The organism is Lutibacter sp. (genome assembly GCF_021647475.1).
GTDB lineage: Bacteria > Bacteroidota > Bacteroidia > Flavobacteriales > Flavobacteriaceae > Lutibacter.
Genome location: NZ_JAKIUR010000001.1, coordinates 59364 through 81161, shown reverse-complemented (window position 1 = coordinate 81161; position 21798 = coordinate 59364). Strand labels below are relative to the sequence as shown.

At 30.7% G+C, this 21798-nt stretch carries 21 protein-coding genes; 4 read left to right on the top strand and 17 right to left on the bottom strand.

Annotated elements, in window-relative coordinates; all coding sequences use genetic code 11:
* The first annotated feature begins 166 nt into the window (after window positions 1–166).
* Complete coding sequence (locus L3J60_RS00420) at window positions 167–637, top strand: CYTH domain-containing protein (protein ID WP_291973252.1); 471 nt, start codon at window positions 167–169, stop codon at window positions 635–637.
* A 40-nt stretch (window positions 638–677) separates the two neighbouring features.
* Window positions 678–2498 carry a sodium:proton antiporter gene (locus L3J60_RS00415; RefSeq protein WP_291973250.1) on the top strand — a complete coding sequence of 607 codons (1821 nt, stop codon included), beginning with the start codon at window positions 678–680 and terminating at the stop codon, window positions 2496–2498.
* A 275-nt stretch (window positions 2499–2773) separates the two neighbouring features.
* On the opposite strand, the gene L3J60_RS00410 is transcribed toward L3J60_RS00415, so the two are convergent.
* The 14 genes from L3J60_RS00410 to L3J60_RS00345 all read right to left on the bottom strand — a co-directional run bounded on the left by L3J60_RS00410 (window position 2774) and on the right by L3J60_RS00345 (window position 15950).
* The gene (locus L3J60_RS00410; protein ID WP_291973249.1) at window positions 2774–3094 is read right to left on the bottom strand and encodes a hypothetical protein; all 321 of its coding nucleotides are present in this window, start codon (window positions 3092–3094) and stop codon (window positions 2774–2776) included.
* 6 nt (window positions 3095–3100) lie between these two features.
* Window positions 3101–4531, bottom strand: coding sequence for an NADH-quinone oxidoreductase subunit N (locus L3J60_RS00405; RefSeq protein ID WP_291973247.1), 1431 nt, complete (start codon window positions 4529–4531; stop codon window positions 3101–3103).
* 13 nt (window positions 4532–4544) lie between these two features.
* Window positions 4545–6032, bottom strand: a complete 1488-nt coding sequence (locus L3J60_RS00400; RefSeq protein WP_291973245.1) for an NADH-quinone oxidoreductase subunit M — start codon at window positions 6030–6032, stop codon at window positions 4545–4547.
* 9 nt (window positions 6033–6041) lie between these two features.
* On the bottom strand, window positions 6042–7958 hold the full coding sequence (nuoL, locus tag L3J60_RS00395) for an NADH-quinone oxidoreductase subunit L (protein ID WP_291973244.1): 1917 nt from the start codon (window positions 7956–7958) through the stop codon (window positions 6042–6044).
* 55 nt (window positions 7959–8013) lie between these two features.
* Window positions 8014–8331: an NADH-quinone oxidoreductase subunit NuoK gene (gene nuoK, locus L3J60_RS00390; protein ID WP_291973242.1), complete on the bottom strand. Its 318-nt coding sequence runs from the start codon at window positions 8329–8331 to the stop codon at window positions 8014–8016.
* 6 nt (window positions 8332–8337) lie between these two features.
* Window positions 8338–8850: an NADH-quinone oxidoreductase subunit J gene (locus L3J60_RS00385; RefSeq protein WP_291973240.1), complete on the bottom strand. Its 513-nt coding sequence runs from the start codon at window positions 8848–8850 to the stop codon at window positions 8338–8340.
* Between the two features lie 4 nt (window positions 8851–8854).
* Window positions 8855–9331: a 4Fe-4S binding protein gene (locus L3J60_RS00380; RefSeq protein ID WP_291973238.1), complete on the bottom strand. Its 477-nt coding sequence runs from the start codon at window positions 9329–9331 to the stop codon at window positions 8855–8857.
* Window positions 9332–9350: 19 nt separating this feature from the next.
* Window positions 9351–10430: an NADH-quinone oxidoreductase subunit NuoH gene (nuoH, locus tag L3J60_RS00375; RefSeq protein ID WP_291973236.1), complete on the bottom strand. Its 1080-nt coding sequence runs from the start codon at window positions 10428–10430 to the stop codon at window positions 9351–9353.
* A gap of 10 nt (window positions 10431–10440) precedes the next feature.
* On the bottom strand, window positions 10441–11562 hold the full coding sequence (locus L3J60_RS00370) for an NADH-quinone oxidoreductase subunit D (RefSeq protein ID WP_291973235.1): 1122 nt from the start codon (window positions 11560–11562) through the stop codon (window positions 10441–10443).
* Between the two features lie 8 nt (window positions 11563–11570).
* Window positions 11571–12032, bottom strand: coding sequence for an NADH-quinone oxidoreductase subunit C (locus L3J60_RS00365; protein ID WP_291973234.1), 462 nt, complete (start codon window positions 12030–12032; stop codon window positions 11571–11573).
* 18 nt (window positions 12033–12050) lie between these two features.
* Window positions 12051–12650, bottom strand: coding sequence for an NADH-quinone oxidoreductase subunit B (locus tag L3J60_RS00360; RefSeq protein WP_291973232.1), 600 nt, complete (start codon window positions 12648–12650; stop codon window positions 12051–12053).
* Window positions 12641–12991 carry an NADH-quinone oxidoreductase subunit A gene (locus L3J60_RS00355; protein ID WP_291973230.1) on the bottom strand — a complete coding sequence of 117 codons (351 nt, stop codon included), beginning with the start codon at window positions 12989–12991 and terminating at the stop codon, window positions 12641–12643. Before L3J60_RS00355 ends, L3J60_RS00360 begins: the two co-directional genes overlap by 10 nt.
* Before the next feature lie 86 nt (window positions 12992–13077).
* Complete coding sequence (locus tag L3J60_RS00350) at window positions 13078–14091, bottom strand: 2-oxoacid:ferredoxin oxidoreductase subunit beta (RefSeq protein WP_291973228.1); 1014 nt, start codon at window positions 14089–14091, stop codon at window positions 13078–13080.
* Window positions 14092–14093: 2 nt separating this feature from the next.
* Window positions 14094–15950: a 2-oxoacid:acceptor oxidoreductase subunit alpha gene (locus L3J60_RS00345; protein ID WP_291973226.1), complete on the bottom strand. Its 1857-nt coding sequence runs from the start codon at window positions 15948–15950 to the stop codon at window positions 14094–14096.
* Between the two features lie 168 nt (window positions 15951–16118).
* On the opposite strand from L3J60_RS00345, the gene L3J60_RS00340 reads away from it, so the two are divergent.
* The gene (locus L3J60_RS00340) at window positions 16119–16472 is read left to right on the top strand and encodes a 4Fe-4S dicluster domain-containing protein (RefSeq protein ID WP_291973224.1); all 354 of its coding nucleotides are present in this window, start codon (window positions 16119–16121) and stop codon (window positions 16470–16472) included.
* Between the two features lie 62 nt (window positions 16473–16534).
* On the opposite strand, the gene lepA is transcribed toward L3J60_RS00340, so the two are convergent.
* Window positions 16535–18331, bottom strand: coding sequence for a translation elongation factor 4 (gene lepA, locus L3J60_RS00335; RefSeq protein WP_291973221.1), 1797 nt, complete (start codon window positions 18329–18331; stop codon window positions 16535–16537).
* Window positions 18332–18405: 74 nt separating this feature from the next.
* Window positions 18406–19512 (bottom strand): hypothetical protein, encoded by a 1107-nt coding sequence (locus tag L3J60_RS00330; RefSeq protein WP_291973219.1) that lies wholly within the window; start codon window positions 19510–19512, stop codon window positions 18406–18408.
* Between the two features lie 94 nt (window positions 19513–19606).
* Between L3J60_RS00330 and dusB the strand changes: the two genes are divergently transcribed.
* Entirely contained in the window at window positions 19607–20587 is a 981-nt protein-coding gene (dusB, locus tag L3J60_RS00325; RefSeq protein ID WP_291973217.1) for a tRNA dihydrouridine synthase DusB, read from the top strand.
* Between the two features lie 7 nt (window positions 20588–20594).
* On the opposite strand, the gene L3J60_RS00320 is transcribed toward dusB, so the two are convergent.
* Window positions 20595–21797, bottom strand: coding sequence for an FtsX-like permease family protein (locus L3J60_RS00320; RefSeq protein WP_291973215.1), 1203 nt, complete (start codon window positions 21795–21797; stop codon window positions 20595–20597).
* Window position 21798 lies beyond the last annotated feature (1 nt).

Genomic DNA, 21798 nt, shown 5'->3' with positions numbered 1-21798 from the left:
TGTTCGTTACCCTGAACCTGCCAGCAGCAGGCGGGCTTGTTTCAGGGTCTCATCAATACAAATCGGGGATTAGTAAAAACTATGAGATGCTGAAACGAGTTTAGGACGTATAAATATGAAATATGACACAAAACGGATATACATTTAATAAAATTAAAACTTAATAATGGCAATTGAAATTGAAAGAAAATTTTTAGTAAAAGGTAGTTTTAAAAAACATGCCGTAAAAAGCTATCAAATTTCTCAAGGGTTTTTATCTACAGTACCTGAACGAACCGTTAGAATTCGGATTAGAAACCAACAAGCATTTATTACCGTAAAAGGAATTGGTAACAAAACCGGAATTTCACGTTTTGAATGGGAAAAAGAAATTAAAGTAAAAGAAGCGGAGAAACTACTATTACTTTGTGAATCAACAGTTATAAAAAAAAATCGCTATATAATTCCTACAAGCAATAATTTATTTTTTGAAGTAGATGAATTTTTAAATGAAAATAAAGGATTAATTGTTGCAGAAATTGAACTCCCCGAAGAAAACACTAATTTTGAAAAACCAGATTGGTTAGGAAAAGAAGTAACAGGGAAAGTCAAATATTACAATGCAATGCTTTCTAAAAAGCCGTTTTCAAAATGGTAAATAGTATGTATATTGTCAAAAAATGTAATTAAAAGATACTATGTTAGAATTTGCAGGTATTGTTGTTTTAGGAATTTTTGCCCAATGGTTTGCTTGGAAATCTAAAATTCCAGCGATACTTCCTTTAATATTAATTGGTTTAGCTGTTGGGCCATTTTCAACATTGTTTATTGAAAATGGTTCTAAACTTATTGAACCTGTTTGGAACGGAACAGAAGGATTGTTTCCAGGAGAACGACTTTTTAATTTTGTTTCACTTGCCATTAGCATTATTTTATTTGAAGGTGGATTAACTTTAAAAAAAGAAGAAATTTTAAATGTAGGACCTTCAATAGTAAAATTAATAACCTTAGGTGCTGCTGTTACTTTTTTTGGCGGTGGTTTAGCAGCACATTATATTTTTAATTTAAGTTGGCAAATTTCCTTTTTATTTTCCGCATTAATTATTGTTACCGGTCCAACGGTTATAGCTCCAATACTTCGTAACATTCCACTAAAAAAAAATATAGCGGCTGTTTTAAAATGGGAAGGAATTTTAATAGATCCAATTGGTGCTTTAGTAGCAGTATTAGTTTTCGAATTTATTATAGTTGGTGAAGGTTATAATTATACAAAAGATGCTTTAATTGAATTTGGTAAAATTATAATTATTGGTGCATCTATTGGGTTTACAGCGGCTTATGGGTTATTTTATTCTATTAAACATAAATTAATTCCGCATTATTTATTAAATGTTATCACCTTAGCTTGGGTGCTGGCTATTTTTGTTTTATCCGATTTATTTGCTCACGAATCAGGACTTTTAGCAGTTGTAATTATGGGAATGGTTTTAGGTAATATGAAGGTAAAAGAACTTAAAGATATATTATATTTTAAAGAATCACTTAGTATATTATTAATATCTATTCTCTTTATTTTATTGGCTGCTAATATTAATATAAAAGATTTACTATTAATTTATAATTGGAAAACATTAGCATTGTTTGGAATTGTAATTTTAGTTTTACGACCTATTTCTGTTTTTTTAAGCACTTCTCATTCTGATTTAAAACGTAATGAAAAAATATTTATTAGTTGGGTTGGACCAAGAGGAATTGTTGCAGCAAGTATTGCGTCTTTATTTGGTTTAAAATTGGTTATGATTGGCGAACCCGGAGCAGAATTAATTACACCATTAGTGTTTATGATTGTGTTAGGAACGGTATTATTAAATGCAACTACTGCTCGTTTTGTTGCTAAAATTACTCGTGTGTTTTTAGATTCTTCAAATGGAATTTTAATAATTGGTGCTTCAAATTTTGCCCGTTTAATGGCTATGTATCTTAAAAAAAATAATCGAAGAGTTGTTCTGGTAGATAGCAATGTTAGCAATATTGAACAAGCTAAACTTCTTGGATTAGATGCTTTTGAAGGTGATGTGTATTCCGATGAATTAGTTGAAAATGTTGAGTTAAATGATATTGGATTTTTATTAGCTTTAACAGGAAGCCCAACAGTGAACCAAAACGTATTAGATAAATATAAAACTAGCTTTGGAGAACAAGGAGCATTTCGTTTAATATCTTCGGAAGAAATGAAACAGCATACTACTATTAAACCTGAAAAAGGTTTGTTTTGTAGCACTGAAGATTTTATTAATTTAAGTGAAGTAGTTCGCGATTATCCTTTTATGAATGAGGTTAGTTTAACTTCAGAAGAGCATTTTCAAAAATTATTCAAAAAATTACAATCAGAAAAGTTTGCAATACCATTATTTTTAAAAGATAATAAAGATGTTATACATTTAATTCCTTCCATAACCGAATCCTATAAAATAGAAAAAGGTAATGAGTTGGTATATTTAGGAAAAACAATTGTTTAATTAAAACTAATACTTATAACCTAAGTTCTACATAAGGTTCACGATAAACAACTGAAAATTATAACGTTATTGCAAAAGTTATAAACGGTAGTGCATAATTTGAAGTAATCTCCATATTTTTAGCGAGATTGCTTCTTTTTTTGTTGCTCTTCAATCATCGTAATGATGCAGGCTATTGATTTTCAGTCCTGTAATTATTTTATTGAACTCAGGTTTATAAAAAAAGGAGTAACTCATTTAAAGTTACTCCTTTTTTAAATATATATATTTACCTTTTAAATTTTCCAATATTGAGGTTTTGTTTCTTCCGTTTCTTGATTCCAATAATCATGCGTTACTTTTCTGCCATCAAAAGTTTTTAAACGTCGTTGAAACACCCAAATAGTTGGGTTAAAAGTCATATCTGTTACAGCTACTGTATATAATTGTGGATCTTCTTCACTTTTTCGTTTTTCTTCTTGAATAATCACTTCAAAACCATTATGTTCTAATAATTTTTTTAAAAAATCTTTTCGATCTTCTGATATCTTTTTTTCAACAAAAGTTACACGTTGATCTTCAATACTTCCAAATAAATGTTTGCCTCCTAGTCTCATACTATATTAATTAAAAAAAACATTACTGAATGAATAGATGTATTCATAAATAGGGCTATATAAACCAATTACTAAAATACCAATTACAGCAATTAGCAAGCCTAGCCTCATATAGTTTCCGCTTTTAAAATAAGGTATTGGATTTTCACCTTTACGTAAAAACATAGCTCTTATAACTAATAAGTAATAATATAAAGATATGGTTGCATTAACCACTGCAATAAATACCATTACCCAATAACCTTTGCTCGCTGCTGCGGCATATAAAAAGAACTTCCCAAAAAATCCTGCTAATGGTGGAATTCCAGCTAAAGAAAACAACGCAAGCATCATAACTAAACTTAATTTAGGGTTAGTTCTGTATAAGCCTTCATAATCGTCCATATTTTCTTTATTTGTTGCCGATGAAATTGCTTGAACAACACCAAATGCACCTAAATTTGAAAATATATAAATAGCAACAAAATAAATAACGGTTGCTGTTCCTAATTGATCTACAGATAATAAACCTAATAAAATAAAACCAGCTTGAGCAATGGATGAATAGGCTAAAAAGCGTTTCATATTTTGTTGTCTTAAAGCAAATAAATTACCAGTAAACATAGTAGCTATGGTAACTATATAAATAACTTTAGTCCAAGCAGGCATTAAAGGTTTAAATACGGTAAATAGTAAAATCATTAAAATAACTACTGCTGCACCTTTAGAAATAACAGACAAATAAGAAGCTACATTGATTGGTGCTCCTTCGTAAACATCTGCAGTCCAGAAATGGAAAGGCACTAACGATATTTTAAATGCTAGTCCTGAAAAGAAAAATATAAAACCTAATATGGCAAGATGAGAACTTGTTAGAACCGTTGCCATAGTATCAAAATATAATGTTCCAGTAGTTGCATATAATAAAGAAATTCCAAATAATGCCGTTCCTGATGCTAATGCTGAAGATAAAATATATTTAACAGCACCTTCAGCTGATTTCCTTTTAGAAGCTTCATAAGCAACCAAAGCAGCAACAGGTAAAGTTGTTAACTCAAGGCCAATATAAAACATTAAAAAATCACCTGAGGAAATCATAAAATTTGCTCCTAAAAGTGATGATAATATTAAAATTATAAATTCTGTTGCTTTATTTTCAGCTACTACTTTTTCTTTTAACCAATCTGCAGATTGAAGTAATAATATTAAAACACCAAGGCTTAGGGTCGTTTTAAAGAAATGTAATAAGGTGTTTGTTCTAAACATTCCACCAAATATTTCACCTGTTTGTAATGGAAAAAATCCTATTATAGTATTTATAGCTAATAGAATTAACGCAAACGGAATAATAGCCGCTTTTTGTTTTTTGTTAGAAAATATTTCGAATATAATTAACAATAAAATAATGATAATTAATCCTATTTCTGATCGCATCAATAGTAAACTTTCTAAGTTCATCTTTCTTAATTTTTTATAATAATCGTTCTAAAAACGGTTGAATACTTGCTTTAATCATTTCACTTAATCCAAAAGGCATTACCCCAATAATAATAACGGGAATCATAAGTAATATTAATCCGGCTTTTTCATACCAAGTAGCTTTAGGTAACTTTGCGTATTCCGTATTTGATAAAGGTCCCATCATAATTTTTCCAACCATTCTTAAAATATAAACGGCAGTTACTACAATTGAGGAAATAACAACAATAGTTATAATTCTATGGAACATGTCAGGATGTTGAAATGCTCCAACAAAAATATTCATTTCGGCAACAAATCCACTAAAACCAGGTAATCCTAAATAAGCTAATCCTGTTATTACATATATGGCTCCAATAAAAGGTAGTATTTTCATTAAACCACCTAACTTTTCTATCTCTCTGGTATGTGTTCTTCCATATACCATTCCAATTAAAGCAAAGAATAATGCGGTTAATAAACCGTGAGATAAAGATTGAATTATAGCACCAGTCCAAGCCGTTTTATTAAGCATCAATAAAGCAAATAAAACTAAGGATAAGTGGCTTACAGATGCATATGCATTTACATATTTTAAATCTTTTTGCATAACGGCACCAAAAGCTCCATAAATAACGCCAAAACCTGCTAAAACTAAAAAGAAGTCTGTCCAATTTATTGCTCCAAGCGGTAATAAATACATTGCTATTCTAAATATTCCATATCCACCTAATTTCATTAAAACACCTGCGTGTAGCATAGATACTGCTGTTGGTGCAGATGCGTGACCAGAAGGAGACCAAGTATGAAAAGGAAATAATGCTCCAATAACTGCAAACCCAATAAATACAAATGGGAAAAATAAATTTTGTGCTGCTACAGGAATATGAACTTTTGCAATTTCTAATATATTAAAGGTTAAAGCACCTCCATCAGCATTTGAATTAAAATAGATTCCTAAAATACCAACAGATAACACAGCTGATGCTCCCATTAACATTAACGTTAATTTCATTGCTGAGTTTTCTTTTGGACCAGAACCCCAAATGCCAATTAGTAAATACATTGGTATAACGGCAATTTCATAAAATACAAATAGGGTAAATAAATCTATAGAAATAAAGAAACCAAAAACTCCAGACGCTAAAATAATTAACGAAACAAAGAATTCTTTAGCTAAATCATCTACTTTCCAAGAAATGAAAATACCTGCCAAAATAACTGTTGAAGTTAAAGCGATCATTAAAACAGAAATGGCATCTACGCCAATGCTATAATGAATATTAAAGTTTTCAAACCAAAGTGCATCTTTGGTAAAAACCATAATATCTGTATTAACAGTTCGCTCTTTTATATAAGCGAAAATTAAATTTATAGACATGGCAAACTGAATTGTCATACCAATTAGCGATATTACCCTTGCTTGTTTTAAATTTTTAGCAAAAACTAAAACTAAAACAGTTAAAACGGGTACAACTACAAAAAGTGATAAAATATCCATTATATTAAATTAATTTATCCATATATAAAAAACTACCATTGCGATTACTACGCCACCACCAACAAAGGACATTGCATAATCTTGAAATTTTCCAGATTGCCATCCTTTAATTTTTTCAGAAATTGCTACTGTTGTATTTCCTATGCCAACCATAGTTCCATCAACAATATGTTTATCAAACCAAGCTGCTGAAAAACCAACTATTCCAAATAATATTTTTTTGGTAACAAACAAGTAGATTTCATCAAAATAGAATTTGTGATAAGTCCATTTATAGAAAACGCCAAATGAATTTGCAAATCGTTCAGGTAAATTATTTTCTTTTTTATAAAATACATATGCTAAAATAATTCCTATAAAACCTATTGAAGTAGCTATTGCAGCTAAAGGAAGATTTAAATGGGATTTAAAAGGAATACTATCAGCGGAAATATAATCACTAAAAGGAATATATCCACCAGCAATACTCATAAATGCTAAAAATAGCATTGGTATGGTCATAGACCAAGGAGATTCGTGAGGCGTATGTTCATATGTATTGTCTTTTCCCCAAAATATACCAAAATATAAGCGGAAAATATAAAAAGCTGTTAATCCTGCTACTAAAACACTACTAACATAAATAAGCATATTGTTTTCATAGGCAGCAGCTAAAATTTCATCTTTACTAAAGAAACCTGCAAACCCAGGGAAACCTGCAATAGATAAAGAGGCAATTAAAAAAGTAATATGTGTTATAGGCATGTGCTTTCTTAAATTCCCCATATCTTTTAAATAATTACTATGTACTATATGAATAACAGAACCCGCACCTAAAAATAGCAATGCTTTAAACATAGCATGTGTAAACAAATGGAACATAGAAGCCATATAACCTAATCCTTCATGACCATCATATTTTGAAACTCCTAAGGCTAACATCATGTATCCAATTTGAGACATAGTTGAAAAAGCCAGAACACGTTTAATATCCGTTTGAGTAATTGCGATTATCGCTGCAACTAAAGAAGATATCGCACCAACGTAGGCAACAATTTGCAATGCAAATCCATTTTCAACAAAATAGTAAACAGGAAATAAACGTGCAACTAAATAAACACCAGCAACTACCATGGTTGCTGCGTGTATTAATGCTGAAACTGGTGTTGGACCTTCCATAGCATCTGGTAACCAAATGTGAAAAGGCATCATTGCAGATTTACCAGCAGCTCCTAAATAAATTAAAATTAATCCCCAAGTGATAACGGATAATCCCATAAACGAAGTGGCTGCCCAATTTGTAATAATGCTTCCATGTAAACTATTAATTTCTTGAAAATCGAAAGTGCCTGAATAATAGCTGATTAATAAAATTCCTATTAAGAACCCTAAATCAGCAAAACGGGTAACAATAAAAGCCTTTTTCCCTGCTGCAACAGCAGATGGTTTTGTGTAATAATAACCTATTAAAAGGTATGATGAAGCTCCAACCAATTCCCAAAAAATATACATTTGAAATAAATTAGTTGCTAATACTAAGCCAAACATAGAAAAGCTAAACAATGCTAAATAGGAAAAGAAACGTGTATAACCATCATCACCTTTCATATAACCTCTACTGTATAAATGTACCATAAAAGAAATGGTAGAAACTACTACTAACATCATTACAGATATTGGGTCAATAAGTACGCCCATATCAATATGTAATTTATCTGTAAAATTTAACCAAGTGGTTTTATAAATGAAAGTTTGATACACACCATTTAATTTTCCACCTAGAAAATAAGAATAAGCGGTATACCAAGATAAAACAAATGAAGTTCCTAAGCCTAATGAACCAATCCATCCAGAAATTGATGGTGGTATTTTTTTGCTAAATATTCCTAAAATAACAAATAGGGCTAAAGGAATTAAGGGAATAAGAATAGTATAACTAAAATCCATTTTTTATAATTTAAATTCTTGTCTTTTTATTTAATTATTTTTTAAGTATAAACGGTTAATATTTCATAGTTTCTGTATCTTTTACTTCTACAGAGTATATGAGTTTATACAAATTAATGATAATGGCAATAGCTAAAGCTGTTTCGGCAGCAGCCAGTGCAATTATAAATATGGTAAAAATGGCACCTTGTAATAAATCTGGATACAAATAAGTGTTTATAAGCACAAAATTTAAAGCCGATGCATTTAAAATTAATTCAATTGACAGTAATACTGTAATCAAGTTTTCTCTTGTGAAAAACCCATATAATCCAATAAAAAATAAGATACTTGTTAGGGTTAAAATTTCGTAAATATTGATTCCTGCTATCATTTTTAACTAATTTTCTTTTAATTTTTCTCCTTTTGCTACAATTATAGCTCCAATCATAACCGCTACTAAAAGCACACTTATTACTTCAAAAGGTAAAATATATCCACCATCACCATAACTTAATAACTTAAGTCCTATATCTCTTACTTCAATAGAAGAATAGGTAGTTGTTGCTGTTTTAAAAGTATATGTGAAAATTGACCAAAGTGTAATTCCTAATCCTAAAAGACTAAGAATTCCTGCTATAATTTTTCTTTTTAAAGGTGTTTTTTCTAATTCGAGTTCTACGTGATGAACTAATAAAACAGAAAATATAAATAGGACAATAACTCCACCGGCGTAAACGGTTAATTGAATAGCGGCAAGCAGATTGTAATTAATTAAGAAATACAATCCTGCAATGCTAATTAAAACGAATAGTAAATAAATTACTGCTCTTAAAATTTTACGACTTGTAACAGATGCAACGGCGAATATAATTATAAGTGCTGCGAGTATATAAAATAAAATTGCTTCCATAATATTAATCTTCTACACCAGCTTGAACTGTTGAACCTGGTTGATTTAATGTTTTTGTTAAATAACTTCTGTCATATACAGAGTTTTCGTAATTCTGAGCCCAAACAATAGCATCGGTAGGGCAAGCCTCAATACACAATCCGCACATAGTACACATAGATAAATGATAAATATGTTTGTCTATTTTTTTCTTTTTTTTGCCAGTTTCTGGATCAATAGCTCTATCCCAAATAATTTCAATAGAACCGTTAGGACAAGCAATTTCACATGATTGGCAACCCGTACAACGGTGTTGATTATTTTCGTCATGAGGCATCACTACTTCACCTCTAAAACGGTCAAACATTTTAAGAGTTTCTCTATTGTCTGGGTATTGTTGTGTTATAGCTCCTTTTCTTGCATGAATAAAATATCCTCCAGTAACTTTCATTCCTGTAATTAAGGATTTTACCCCGTTGTATATATCTGAAAAATAACTCATTATCTTATTATTTCAATTGTTAAATTGTCCAATTCATCCAAATTATAACTGCCATAAACATTAAATTGGCTAAATTAATTGGTAATAAATATTTCCATTCTAGCGTAAGTAACTGATCTACTCTTAAACGTGGGAAAGTCCATCTAAACCACATCATTAAAATGATAATCATTACTACTTTTATTAAAAACCAAAGTACTTCAGGAAACCAAGTAATGCCATCGGTAATACCAAATGGAGATAACCAACCACCAAAAAATACAACTACCGCAATAGAAGCTATAATAAACATATTTATAAACTCAGCTAAAAAGAAGTAAGCAAATTTCATTCCTGAATATTCCGTATGGAAACCTGCACCAAGTTCAGATTCAGCTTCTACTAAATCAAAAGGTGCTCTGTTAGTTTCTGCAGTACCCGCAATCATAAAAATCATAAATGCAATAATTGCAGGAATATGTCCTTGTAAAATTAGCCAACCTCCTGTGCGTTGTACTTCAATAATTTCTGATAATTGTAAGGTTCCAGTTAATAAAACCATAGTTAAAAGGGATAAACCAACAGATAGCTCATAACTAATAGTTTGTAAACCACTACGCATGGCTCCAATTAAAGCAAATTTATTATTACTTGCCCAACCTCCAACTAAAATACCAATAACCCCAATAGAGGAAACAGCAAATAGAAAAAAGAGCCCTATATTAATATCAAATGCTTGAAATTGTTTTGAAAAAGGGAATACAGAAATTCCAATTAAGGTAGAAACAATTACAAAATAAGGAGCTAAATTGTAAAGAAATTTATCAATTCTATCATTGGAAGTTAACTCTTTTGAAACTAATTTTAAAGCATCTGCAATAGTTTGAAATATACCCCAAGGACCAACTCTATTTGGACCTAAACGTAATTGAAACCAAGCGGCAACTTTACGTTCTAATAAAACTAAATATAAACCTATTATTGCAAACAAAGCTAAATATATTACAGCTATTAATACCATAATGGTAATACTTGCAGCAGTTTCAGGCATTATGCTATAAATCCAATCGTGGATTGTACTAGTGATGTTTAAAGGAATATTCATTATTAAAAAATTCATAATCTATTAATTAACGATCTATATCTGGAATTACAAAGTCAAAAGAAGCCATAGTAGCTACTAAATCTGCTATTTTACTTCCTTTTGTTATATGATTTAAAACAGATAAGTTAGAAAATCCTGGAGAACGGAATTTAACACGATAAGGGTTTTTAGTGCCTGTACTGTTAATATAAACACCTAATTCTCCTCTAGCAGCTTCCACACGTTGATAATATTCTCCTTTTGGTAATTTAATTACTGCTTTTGTTGTTGCTTTAATTTCGCCTTCTGGAATGTTATCAATTAATTGTTCAATAATTGAAATAGATTCCCAAAGCTCCATAATTCTAACTTCATATCTAGCAAAAGTATCTCCTGCAGTTAATAAAGCTTCTTTAAAATCTACCCTATCATAAGCACTATATGGATGAAGTTTTCTAACATCGCTTGAAAGTCCTGAACCTCTTGCTACCGGTCCAGTTACCCCATAGGAAATGGCATCTTCTTTTGTTAAAACGCCAACACCTTTTGTTCTTTTTTGAAAAATAACATTCCCAGTAACTAAACGATCATATTCAGGGATTTTGGTTTTAAAATGTTTGATAAAGTCCTTCGTTCTTTTTACAAAATTTGGATGAATATCAAACATTAATCCACCCGGAGCATTATAATTCATAGTTAAACGAGCTCCACAGGTTTCTTCAAAAATATCGTTGATATATTCACGATCTCTAAAAGCATAAAAATAAGTAGTTAAAGCACCTAAATCCATTCCCATTACGCCCCACCATAAACAGTGCGATGCAATACGTGTTAGCTCTGAAATAATAGTTCTAATAACTTTAACTCTGTCGCTAACTTCAATTTCTAATGCTTTTTCAACCGCTAAACAAACGGCTTCATTATTTATGTTTGAAGATAAATAATCCATTCTATCGGTTAAATGGACAATTTGTTGGTAGCTATCACGTTCACACATTTTTTCAATAGAACGATGAATATATCCTAAATCTGGTTCTACATTTTTAATAATTTCACCATCAATGGTTAATAATAAACGTAAAACGCCATGAGCTGCAGGGTGTTGAGGTCCCATATTAACGAAATACTCTTCCGTTTTAATTTTTGTTTCTAATTCTTGATCTGCCATGGATATACTTATTTGATAATCATATTAGCTTCATCTACATAATCTTTTCGTAAAGGAAAACCTTCCCAATCAGGTGTTAAGAATAAGCGTCTTAATTTTGGGTGATTATTGAATTTTATACCGAAAAAATCATAAATTTCTAATTCGTGAAACTCAGCGGTTTGCCATATATCATGAACAGAATCTAACGTTGGATTTTCTCTATCTTCTGTTTTTACCTTTACTACTATTTCATGTTTAAATTCAGTAGAATTTAAATGATAAATAACACCTAATTCTTTTCCCCAATCCATTCCAGTTATACAAAAAGCATAATCAAATTTTAAATCTTTATTTGATTTTAATTGACTACAAATAGTATGAAGTTGCTCTTTTGGTACTAATACATTTAAAAATTCAGATTCTTCTGTTGAAAATTCTAAATTTTCTCCTAAGCCGTTTATGATATTTTGTAAATCTTCGTTTTTCATTTTATCTTTTGCTTAAATTCAAACTTTACCTTCATCAAAACCATCAATAGGGTTTACCTTATGGCTCATATTTTCTGTTTTAATTTTTTGCTGTAGCATAATCATTCCTTCTAATAATGCTTCAGGTCTTGGTGGACAACCAGGAATATAAACATCCACAGGAATTACATGATCGGCTCCTTTAATTACAGAATAAGAATTATAGTAAAATGGACCTCCTGAAATTGCACAAGCTCCCATAGCTATCACGTATTTTGGTTCAGCCATTTGGTCGTATAATCTTCTTAAAACAGGTCCCATTTTATTTACAATAGTTCCTGCAATAATAATAAGGTCGGCTTGTCTTGCAGATGGTCTAGCAACTTCAAATCCAAATCTAGAAAAATCGTGTCTTGGAGCACCAGTTTGCATCATTTCAATGGCACAACAACTTGTTCCAAAATAAAGAGGCCACAAAGAATTTGATCGACCCCAGTTAATAACACTATCTAAAGTGGTAACAACAAAATTCCCGCCATTACCACCAGGGATAACTTTTCCTGGGAAATCTTCAGGTACAACTTGTTTTAGCCCGTCTGCTTCAAATTGATTTAAAAATCGTTTTTTTTCTACTCCCATCTTAATGCACGTTTTTTATAGGCATATAATAATCCTAAACCCAAAATAAATATAAATACAATTATTTCAACTAAGGCAACTGTTCCAACTTCTTTAAAAACCACTGCCCAAGGAATTAAAAATGCTACTTCAACATCAAAAATTAGAAATAAAATAGCAAATAAATAATACCCTACATTAAATTGAATCCAAGTTGGACCAATAGTTGGAACACCACACTCGTAAGGTTCTCTTTTTTGAGGATTATCTGATTTATGTGATATTAAATTCGATAAAAAGTTTGCTCCCACTACTAATACAACAGCAGCAAGAAAAAATACAATGATGGCTTCTGAACCCATTTTTTTTACTTTTTAATTAGAAGGCAAAATTAGATGAATACATTCTAAAATTAAATGATAATAGTCAGTTAAAAAAGTAATAATTATTACTTAACCTCATATGTTTCTCCAGAGAAAAATAAATCGTCTGTTTTAGTAAATTTAGAGTTTGCTTTAACTTGTGCTGTCAATTCTGCTTCGCGTTCTTCTAAGGTTACATCATTAAAACTTCTGATAATTCCAGTTGCTAAAGGATATTCTAATCTAACTAACATTTGATGCATTGTTGGATCTTGTTCTTTTGCATTATGGACTAAAATATTTTGTTCGGTAATGCCATTTTCTCCAATAGTTACCACTTCTAATTTTAGACCATTAAGAATTAAACCTTTATCTCTATTTTTGCCAAAAATCATTGGTTTTCCATCTTCAAGATAAATTTGTTTATCTTCTTTTATTTTTTTATCAGTAAATTGAGTAAAACAACCGTCATTAAAAATAACACAGTTTTGTAATACTTCAATTAGTGAAGTTCCTTTAAATTTATGAGCCTCTATTAAAATTTTTGTTATGTCTTTAGGTACATTACCACCAATTCTTGCAAAAAAGCGAGCTTTTGCTCCTAATGCTAATTCACCGGGTGAAAAAGGAGGTTGCGTATTTCCGTAAGGAGATGATTTTGTTTTCTGCCCAATTAAAGAAGTTGGTGAAAACTGACCTTTAGTTAATCCATAAATCTCATTATTAAACATTACAATATTTAAATCAATGTTTCTACGAAGTACATGAATAAAGTGATTACCACCAATAGCCAATGAATCTCCATCGCCAGTTACTACCCAAACACTTAAATCAGGATTTGCTAATTTTACTCCAGATGCAATTCCTGGAGCTCTACCATGAATAGAGTGTACGCCATAAGTATTCATATAATATGGAAAACGTGATGAACATCCAATTCCTGATATAAACACAACGTCTTCTCTTTTAACGCCCATTTCTGGCAAAGCTTTTTGCATAGAGCGTAATATTACATAATCATCACAACCTGGACACCAACGTACTTCTTGATCGCTTTGAAAATCTTTAAATGTATATTTTTTTTCAGCTGTTGTTTCCATAATTATTTTAGTAATTTTTTAAATTGATCAATTAATTCTCCATTTGAAAATGGTAATCCTTGAACTTTGTTGTGTTGATAGATATCAAGATTATTAAAATTCATTTTTAAAATATTTATAAATTGACCGCTATTTAATTCACAAACTATTATTTTTTTGAATTTACGTAAAACTTCTTCTGTATTTTTTGGAAGTGGGTTTATATAATTGAAATGTGCAAAACCAACATTTTTATGTCCTTCTCCATTAAACTGTTTTACAGCAGAATGTAAAGAACCATAAGTACCACCCCAACCAACAACTAATAAATCGCCTTCACTAGCAAATTCAGTTTCTAAATTAGGAATGTAATTTTGAACTCGTTTAATTTTTTCAGCTCTAAGTTGAGTCATTTTTTCATGATTTTCAGGAACATAAGACACATTACCAGTAATGCTATCTTTTTCTAAACCACCAACTCTATGTTCAAAACCAGGAGTTCCTGGCACTGCCCAATCTCTAGCTAAAGTATCTTTATGTCTAGTATAAGGATGCCAATTTTCTGAATATTCAGTAACTTTATTGTTTTTAATTTCAGGCATATCTTTTACACTAATAATTTTCCAAGGAGCTGAGCCATTTGCAATATAACCATCAGTTAACAAAATAACGGGTGTCATGTGTTCTAAAGCTAGTTTTGCGGCTTCAAAAGCATAATTGAAACAGTTTGCCGGAGTACTTGCAGCTATTACCACAACAGGGCTCTCACCATTTCTACCATACATAGCTTGCATTAAATCAGATTGTTCTGTTTTAGTTGGTAAACCTGTTGATGGACCACCGCGTTGCACGTTAACAACTACTAAAGGTAATTCAATCATCATAGCTAGCCCTAATGCTTCACCTTTTAAGGCTAAACCAGGACCAGAAGTTGTAGTTACGGCTAAATCACCAGCGAAAGATGCTCCAATTGCAGAAGAAATACCTGCAATTTCATCTTCAGCTTGAAAAGCTTTAACGCCAAAATGTTTATGTTTTACTAATTCATGTAAAATATCAGTTGCTGGAGTTATAGGATATGAACCTAAAAATAATTCTAATCCAGATTTTTCTGCAGCAGCTAATAATCCCCAAGCAGTTGCAGCGTTACCCATTATAATTCTATAGGTACCTTTTTCCATTTTTGCAGGAGAAATAGTATAAGAATTAGGTATTAATTCTAAAGTTTCTGCAAAGAAATAACCAGCATTTAAAACTTTAGTATTTGCTTCTATAATAAGTGGTTTCTTTTTGAATTTTTTATTAAAAAATTCAATGGTATGATTTTTTTCTCTGTGATACATCCAATAAACCATACCTAAAGCAAACATGTTTTTACTTCTTGTTATAGATTTATTGTCTAATCCAGCAACATCTTTTAAAGCTTCTTTGGTTAAAGAAGTCATAGAAACTTCAATTACACGATAATTATCTAAGCTTCCATCTTCCAAAGGGTTAGCTTCATATTGAGCTTTTTCTAAGTTCTTTTTAGTAAAAGAATTTGTATCTACAATAATAGTATGACCAGGTTTTACGGCATATAAGTTAGTTTTTAAACCTGCAGGGTTCATAGCTACTAACAAATCTAAATCGTCTCCTGGAGTACTCACTTCCATACTTCCTATATGAACTTGAAATCCAGATACACCATATAAACTTCCTTGAGGAGCTCTAATTTCGGCAGGATAATTTGGAAAAGTTGATATATCATTTCCAAACATAGCAGAAGTATCAGAGAATTGAGTTCCAGTTAATTGCATTCCATCACCTGAATCTCCTACAAATCTGATAACTACGCCTTCTAAAACCTCAACAGGCTTTTTATTTTTAATTGTAATCATAATTAATGATAATTAGAAAATTTTTGTTAAATTTAAAAAAATAATTTAATACTCGAATTTTAAGTGCCAAATGTATCGTTACTTTTTATAAAAGTAAATGATTTTTATCACATAAGATTTAATAAAAATTATATAATTTTGTAAAATAATAAATTTAAAAAATTAATCATGGCAATTATAATAACAGACGAATGCATTAATTGTGATGCATGTATTTCAGAATGTCCAAACAATGCAATTTATGAACCAGATAGCGAATGGGCATTGTCAGATGAAACTAGTTTGAGTGGTACGGTTACTTCTCCTAGTACAGGTGAAGAAATTGATGCTGATGAAAAACATGAAGCAATATCTGATGAATTTTATTTTATTGTAACTGATAAATGTACAGAATGTAAAGGTTTTCACGATGAACCTCAATGTGCTTCTGTATGTCCAGTTGATTGTTGTATTCTTGACGAAGATCACGAAGAAACAGAAGAACAATTATTGGCTAAAAAAGTTTGGTTACACGGAGAATAAATTCTAACAAATTATTGTATAAAAAAACACCGAATGTTTCGGTGTTTTTTTATGTGTTGTTTTTAATCATTCAACTTTAAAACAGCCATAAATGCTTGTTGTGGAATTTCAACATTTCCTACTTGTCGCATTCGTTTTTTACCTTTTTTCTGTTTTTCTAAAAGTTTTCGTTTACGCGAAATATCACCACCATAACATTTTGCGGTAACATCTTTTCTCAAAGCTTTTACGGTTTCCCGAGAAATGATTTTTGCTCCAATAGCAGCTTGAATTGGAATGTCAAATTGTTGACGTGGGATTAACTGTCGTAATTTTTCACACATTTTTTTGCCAATATTGTACGCATTATCCGCATGAATTAAAGCAGAAAGTGCATCTACTGGAGTTCCGTTTAATAAAATATCAACACGAACTAATTTAGATACTTTCATTCCTATTGGATGATAATCAAAAGAAGCATATCCTTTTGAAACGGTTTTTAATCGATCGTAAAAATCGAAAACAATTTCAGATAAAGGCATGTCAAAAGTTAGTTCAACTCGCTCAGGTGTTAAGTAATTTTGATTCGTTATTTGTCCACGTTTTTCAATACATAATCGCATTACGGGTCCAACAAAATCGGATTTTGTAATTATTGAAGCTTTAATATAAGGTTCTTCAACACGGTTTATTTTGGAAGGTTCAGGTAAATCAGAAGGATTATTTACTAAAACCGGAACATCAGGATGTTTATTTGTAAAGGCATGATAAGATACGTTTGGTACGGTAGTAATTACTATCATATCAAATTCACGTTCTAAGCGTTCTTGAATAATTTCTAAATGAAGCATTCCTAAAAATCCACATCTAAAACCAAATCCTAAGGCAGCAGAACTTTCAGGTGTAAATACTAAAGAAGCATCATTCAACTGTAATTTTTCCATAGAATTTCTAAGTTCTTCATAATCTTCAGTTTCTACAGGATAAATCCCTGCAAAAACCATTGGTTTTACATCTTCAAAGCCGTCAATGCTATGTTGCGTTGGATTTAAAGCATCGGTTATAGTATCCCCAACTTTAATTTCGCTGGCTGTTTTAACGCCAGTTATTAAATACCCAACATCACCAGCTTTAATACTTTGTTTTGGAACTTGCGTTAGTTTTAAGGTACCCACTTCATCAGCATTATACACTTTTCCAGTCGCCATAAATTTAACACGTTGCCCTTTTTTAATTTCACCATTCATCACTCTAAAATAAGTTTCAACACCACGATAGGAGTTGTAAACGGAGTCAAAAATAAGGGCTTGTAATGGTTTGTTAACATCGCCTTTTGGTGCTGGAATTTTAGTAATAATAGCTTCTAAAATGTTTTCAACACCAAATCCGGTTTTTCCACTAGCATGAATTACTTCTTTAGGAGAACAACCTAATAAAGCAACAATATCATCGGTAACTTCTTCAGGATTTGCACTAGGTAAATCTACTTTATTCAGCACCGGAATTATTTCTAAATCATTTTCTAAAGCTAAATATAAGTTGGATATGGTTTGTGCTTGTATGCTTTGTGCGGCATCAACAATTAGTAAAGCACCTTCGCAAGCAGCAATAGAACGAGAAACTTCATAAGAGAAATCTACATGGCCGGGAGTGTCAATTAAATTTAAAACGTATTTTTCATCGTTAAATACGTAGTCCATTTGAATGGCATGACTTTTAATGGTAATACCACGTTCACGTTCTAAATCCATGTTATCTAACAACTGAGCTTGCTCTTCACGAGCTGTTGTAGTTCCTGTAAAACTTAATAATCTATCGGCTAATGTGCTTTTTCCGTGATCAATATGTGCAATAATGCAAAAATTTCGGATGTGTTTCATGTATCGTTTTCCTTTCAGCTTTCTGTTGGCAAAGATAACTAATTTACAATGTGAAAAACATGGTTAACTAAGTTTTATTCTACCCAATCAGCAACAAATAAATTAGTATCATGTGTTCCGTAATTATTTCTGTTTGAAGAGAATACCAGTTTTTTACCATCAGGAGAAAACATAGGAAAAGCATCAAAAACAGTATCGTAAGTAATTTGTTCTAAACCAGTTCCATCTACATTAATCATAAATAAATTAAAACTTTTCTTCGTTTTATAGTTTGATGAAAAGATAATTTTTTTGCCTGAAGGATGAAAAAACGGTGCCCAATTGGCATCACCTAAATTAGTTATCTTATGTAAATCAGAACCATCTACATTACAAATATATAATTCCATATTGATTGGCTGTACTAATCCTTGTGCTAATAACTCTTTATAATCTTTAATTTCTTGTTCAGTTTTTGGTCGTGAGGAACGGAAAATTAATTTTGTTCCATCAGGAGAAAAGAAAGCACCGCCATCGTAACCTAATTCATGAGTTACTTGTTTTACATTACTTCCATCTAAATTCATAGTAAATAACTCTAAGTCACCAGTTCTGGTTGATGTAAATACAATTTTATCACCTTTTGGAGAAACAGTTGGTTCTGCATCATAACCTTCATTAAAAGTTAATTGTTTTAGCTGATTTCCTTTGGTGTCAGCCACAAAAATATCATAACCTTTATAAACTGGCCAAATATATTTATTCCCATAATCTTCTTTTTTAGGAACAGGAGGACAATCTTTACTTACCAAATGTGTAGATGCATAAATTATAGTAGAATCTCCTGGCATAAAATAACTACAAGTAGTTCTACCAAAACCGGTACTAATTCGTTGAGGAATTTCGGTGCTATCTAATGGTTTTGAAGCATTCATCATAAATATTTGATCGCAGTTTAGCCCCCATTTTTTATTATTAGATTGAAAAACTAATTTGGAGTTATCAAAACTCCAATAAGCTTCGGCATTATCACCACCAAAAGTTAGTTGTTTAATGTTTTTTAAATGTTTTTCTTGTGGATAATGAATAATGTTTGCAATAACTGTTGCTCCAGATTTCCCATCCGTAGTATTTTTGTTTCCAGATTTTTTGCAACTTACAAAAGCTAAAGAAAATAGTAAAATTAAAAAAGAATATTTCATATAACAGAATTTAAAGTTGCTAAAAATACAATTTTAATATAGAAAATAGAAATAAGATAAATTATGTATTTTTGCCATCAAAAAAACAAATATATTGGTTAAGATTGGAAATATAGAATTACCAGATTTTCCGCTATTATTAGCACCTATGGAAGACGTAAGTGATCCACCATTTAGAGCTTTATGTAAAGAGCAAGGAGCAGATTTGGTTTATACCGAATTTATTTCATCAGAAGGATTGATACGTGATGCTGTAAAAAGTAGAAAAAAATTGGATATTTATGAAAAAGAACGTCCGGTTGGTATCCAAATTTTTGGAGCAAATTTAGAATCGATGTTAAAAACGGTGGAGATTGTAGCACAATCTAAGCCAGATATTATTGACATAAATTTTGGTTGCCCTGTTAAAAAAGTAGTAAGTAAAGGTGCAGGAGCAGGAATTTTAAAGGATATTGATTTAATGGTAAAACTTACGGATGCTATGGTTAAACACACCAATTTACCAATTACCGTTAAAACTAGGTTGGGTTGGGATTTTGATTCTATAAAAATAGTAGAAGTAGCTGAACGTTTGCAAGATGTGGGCTGTAAGGCAATTTCAATTCATGGTAGAACCAGAGCTCAAATGTATAAAGGAGAAGCGGATTGGAGTTTTATTGCAGCCGTAAAAAACAACCCAAGAATGCACATTCCGGTTTTTGGAAATGGCGATGTAAATACGCCAGAAAAAGCAATGGAAATGAGAGATGGATTTGGATTGGATGGAGCAATGATTGGTAGAGCAAGTATTGGAAATCCGTGGTTTTTTAAACAAGTAAAGCATTTTTTTAAAACGGGTGAACATTTGCCAGAAATTACCATAGCAGAACGTGTAGCAATGGCAAAACGTCATTTGCAAATGGAAATTGAATGGAAAGAAAATGAAATTGTAGGTGTTATGGAAACTCGCCGACATTACAGTAATTATTTTAAAGGAATTCCTCATTTTAAAGAATATCGTTTAAAAATGGTTACTTCAGATTCCGCTCAAGATGTTTTTAATGTTTTTGACGAGGTTCTTCAAAAGTTTGCTTAACGAAATATTATTCAACTAATTTTTTTGAAATTCTACTACTTGCAATTTTTGAGGAAATAAAACCTAAAACTAAAATAGTAATTACTACTGTAAAAATATTAAAAAAAGTTAATTCTACAGGGTACGGAAGGTGTTTGGTTATCATAAATAAATGATATTTCTTTTGCAATAGTACTAAAATAACTCCTGTGCTAACTCCAATAATCATTCCAAAAAAGGTTAATAAAAATCCTTGTAAAACAAATACTTTTTTTATCTGCTTAATGTTGGCACCTAGACTATATAAGGTTTTTAAATTATCTTTTTTTTCTAAAATCATCATAATTACCGCTCCAATAACATTAAATAACGCAATAATTAAAATTAAAGTGAATATTAAATAGGATGTTAAGTTTTCAGTATTTAACATTTTGTAGAAAACAGAATTTAACTGCTCTCTGTTTTTAATGGTAAACCGATTGCCTAATTTTTTTATTAAGGAATTTTGAACTTCTGCTAAATTGCTGTTTTTAGCTAGTTTTATTTCAATTGCAGAAATCTGATTGTTTTTATAATTCAATAATTGTTGTGATGCAGAAAGCCAGACAAAAGTGAATTTTTTATCTAAATCATCCGTTAAAGCGAAAATACCAATAGGTTGTGTATTTATTTTTGAAAAAGCATTTTTAGGATTCATAACATATCCTTTTCCAGGTTTTGGAACATAAATAGTAAGCGGTTCAATAAAATCAAAAACCCCTACTGATAAAGTATTTGAAATTCCATTGCCAATTACGGAGCCGTAAGGAATGTTTTTATCAAGCCAAGTGCCAATATAAACGGTAGTATCAATACTATTTACTTTAGTATAATTACTATCAACTCCTTTAATAAATGCAATATGCGTTTTTTTATTGTATTCAAAAAAAGCACGTTCTTCAATTACTTTACTATAATTTAATATGCCATTTTCTTGTTTTAAAATAGATTTGATAGTATCATTTAAAAAAAAGGATTTTCCTTGAGTAGCTGTAATTTTTAAATCGGGGTCTGATGTTTTTAAAAAACCAACACTAAAAGTTCGTAGTCCTGAAAAACCAGATAAAACAATAAACAAAGCTAAACTTCCAACAATTACACCAATACCAGCAATTAAGGTAATTATGTTGATAGTACTGTTACTGCTTTTTGAAAACAAGTAACGCTTTGCTATGTACAACGGAAAATTCAAA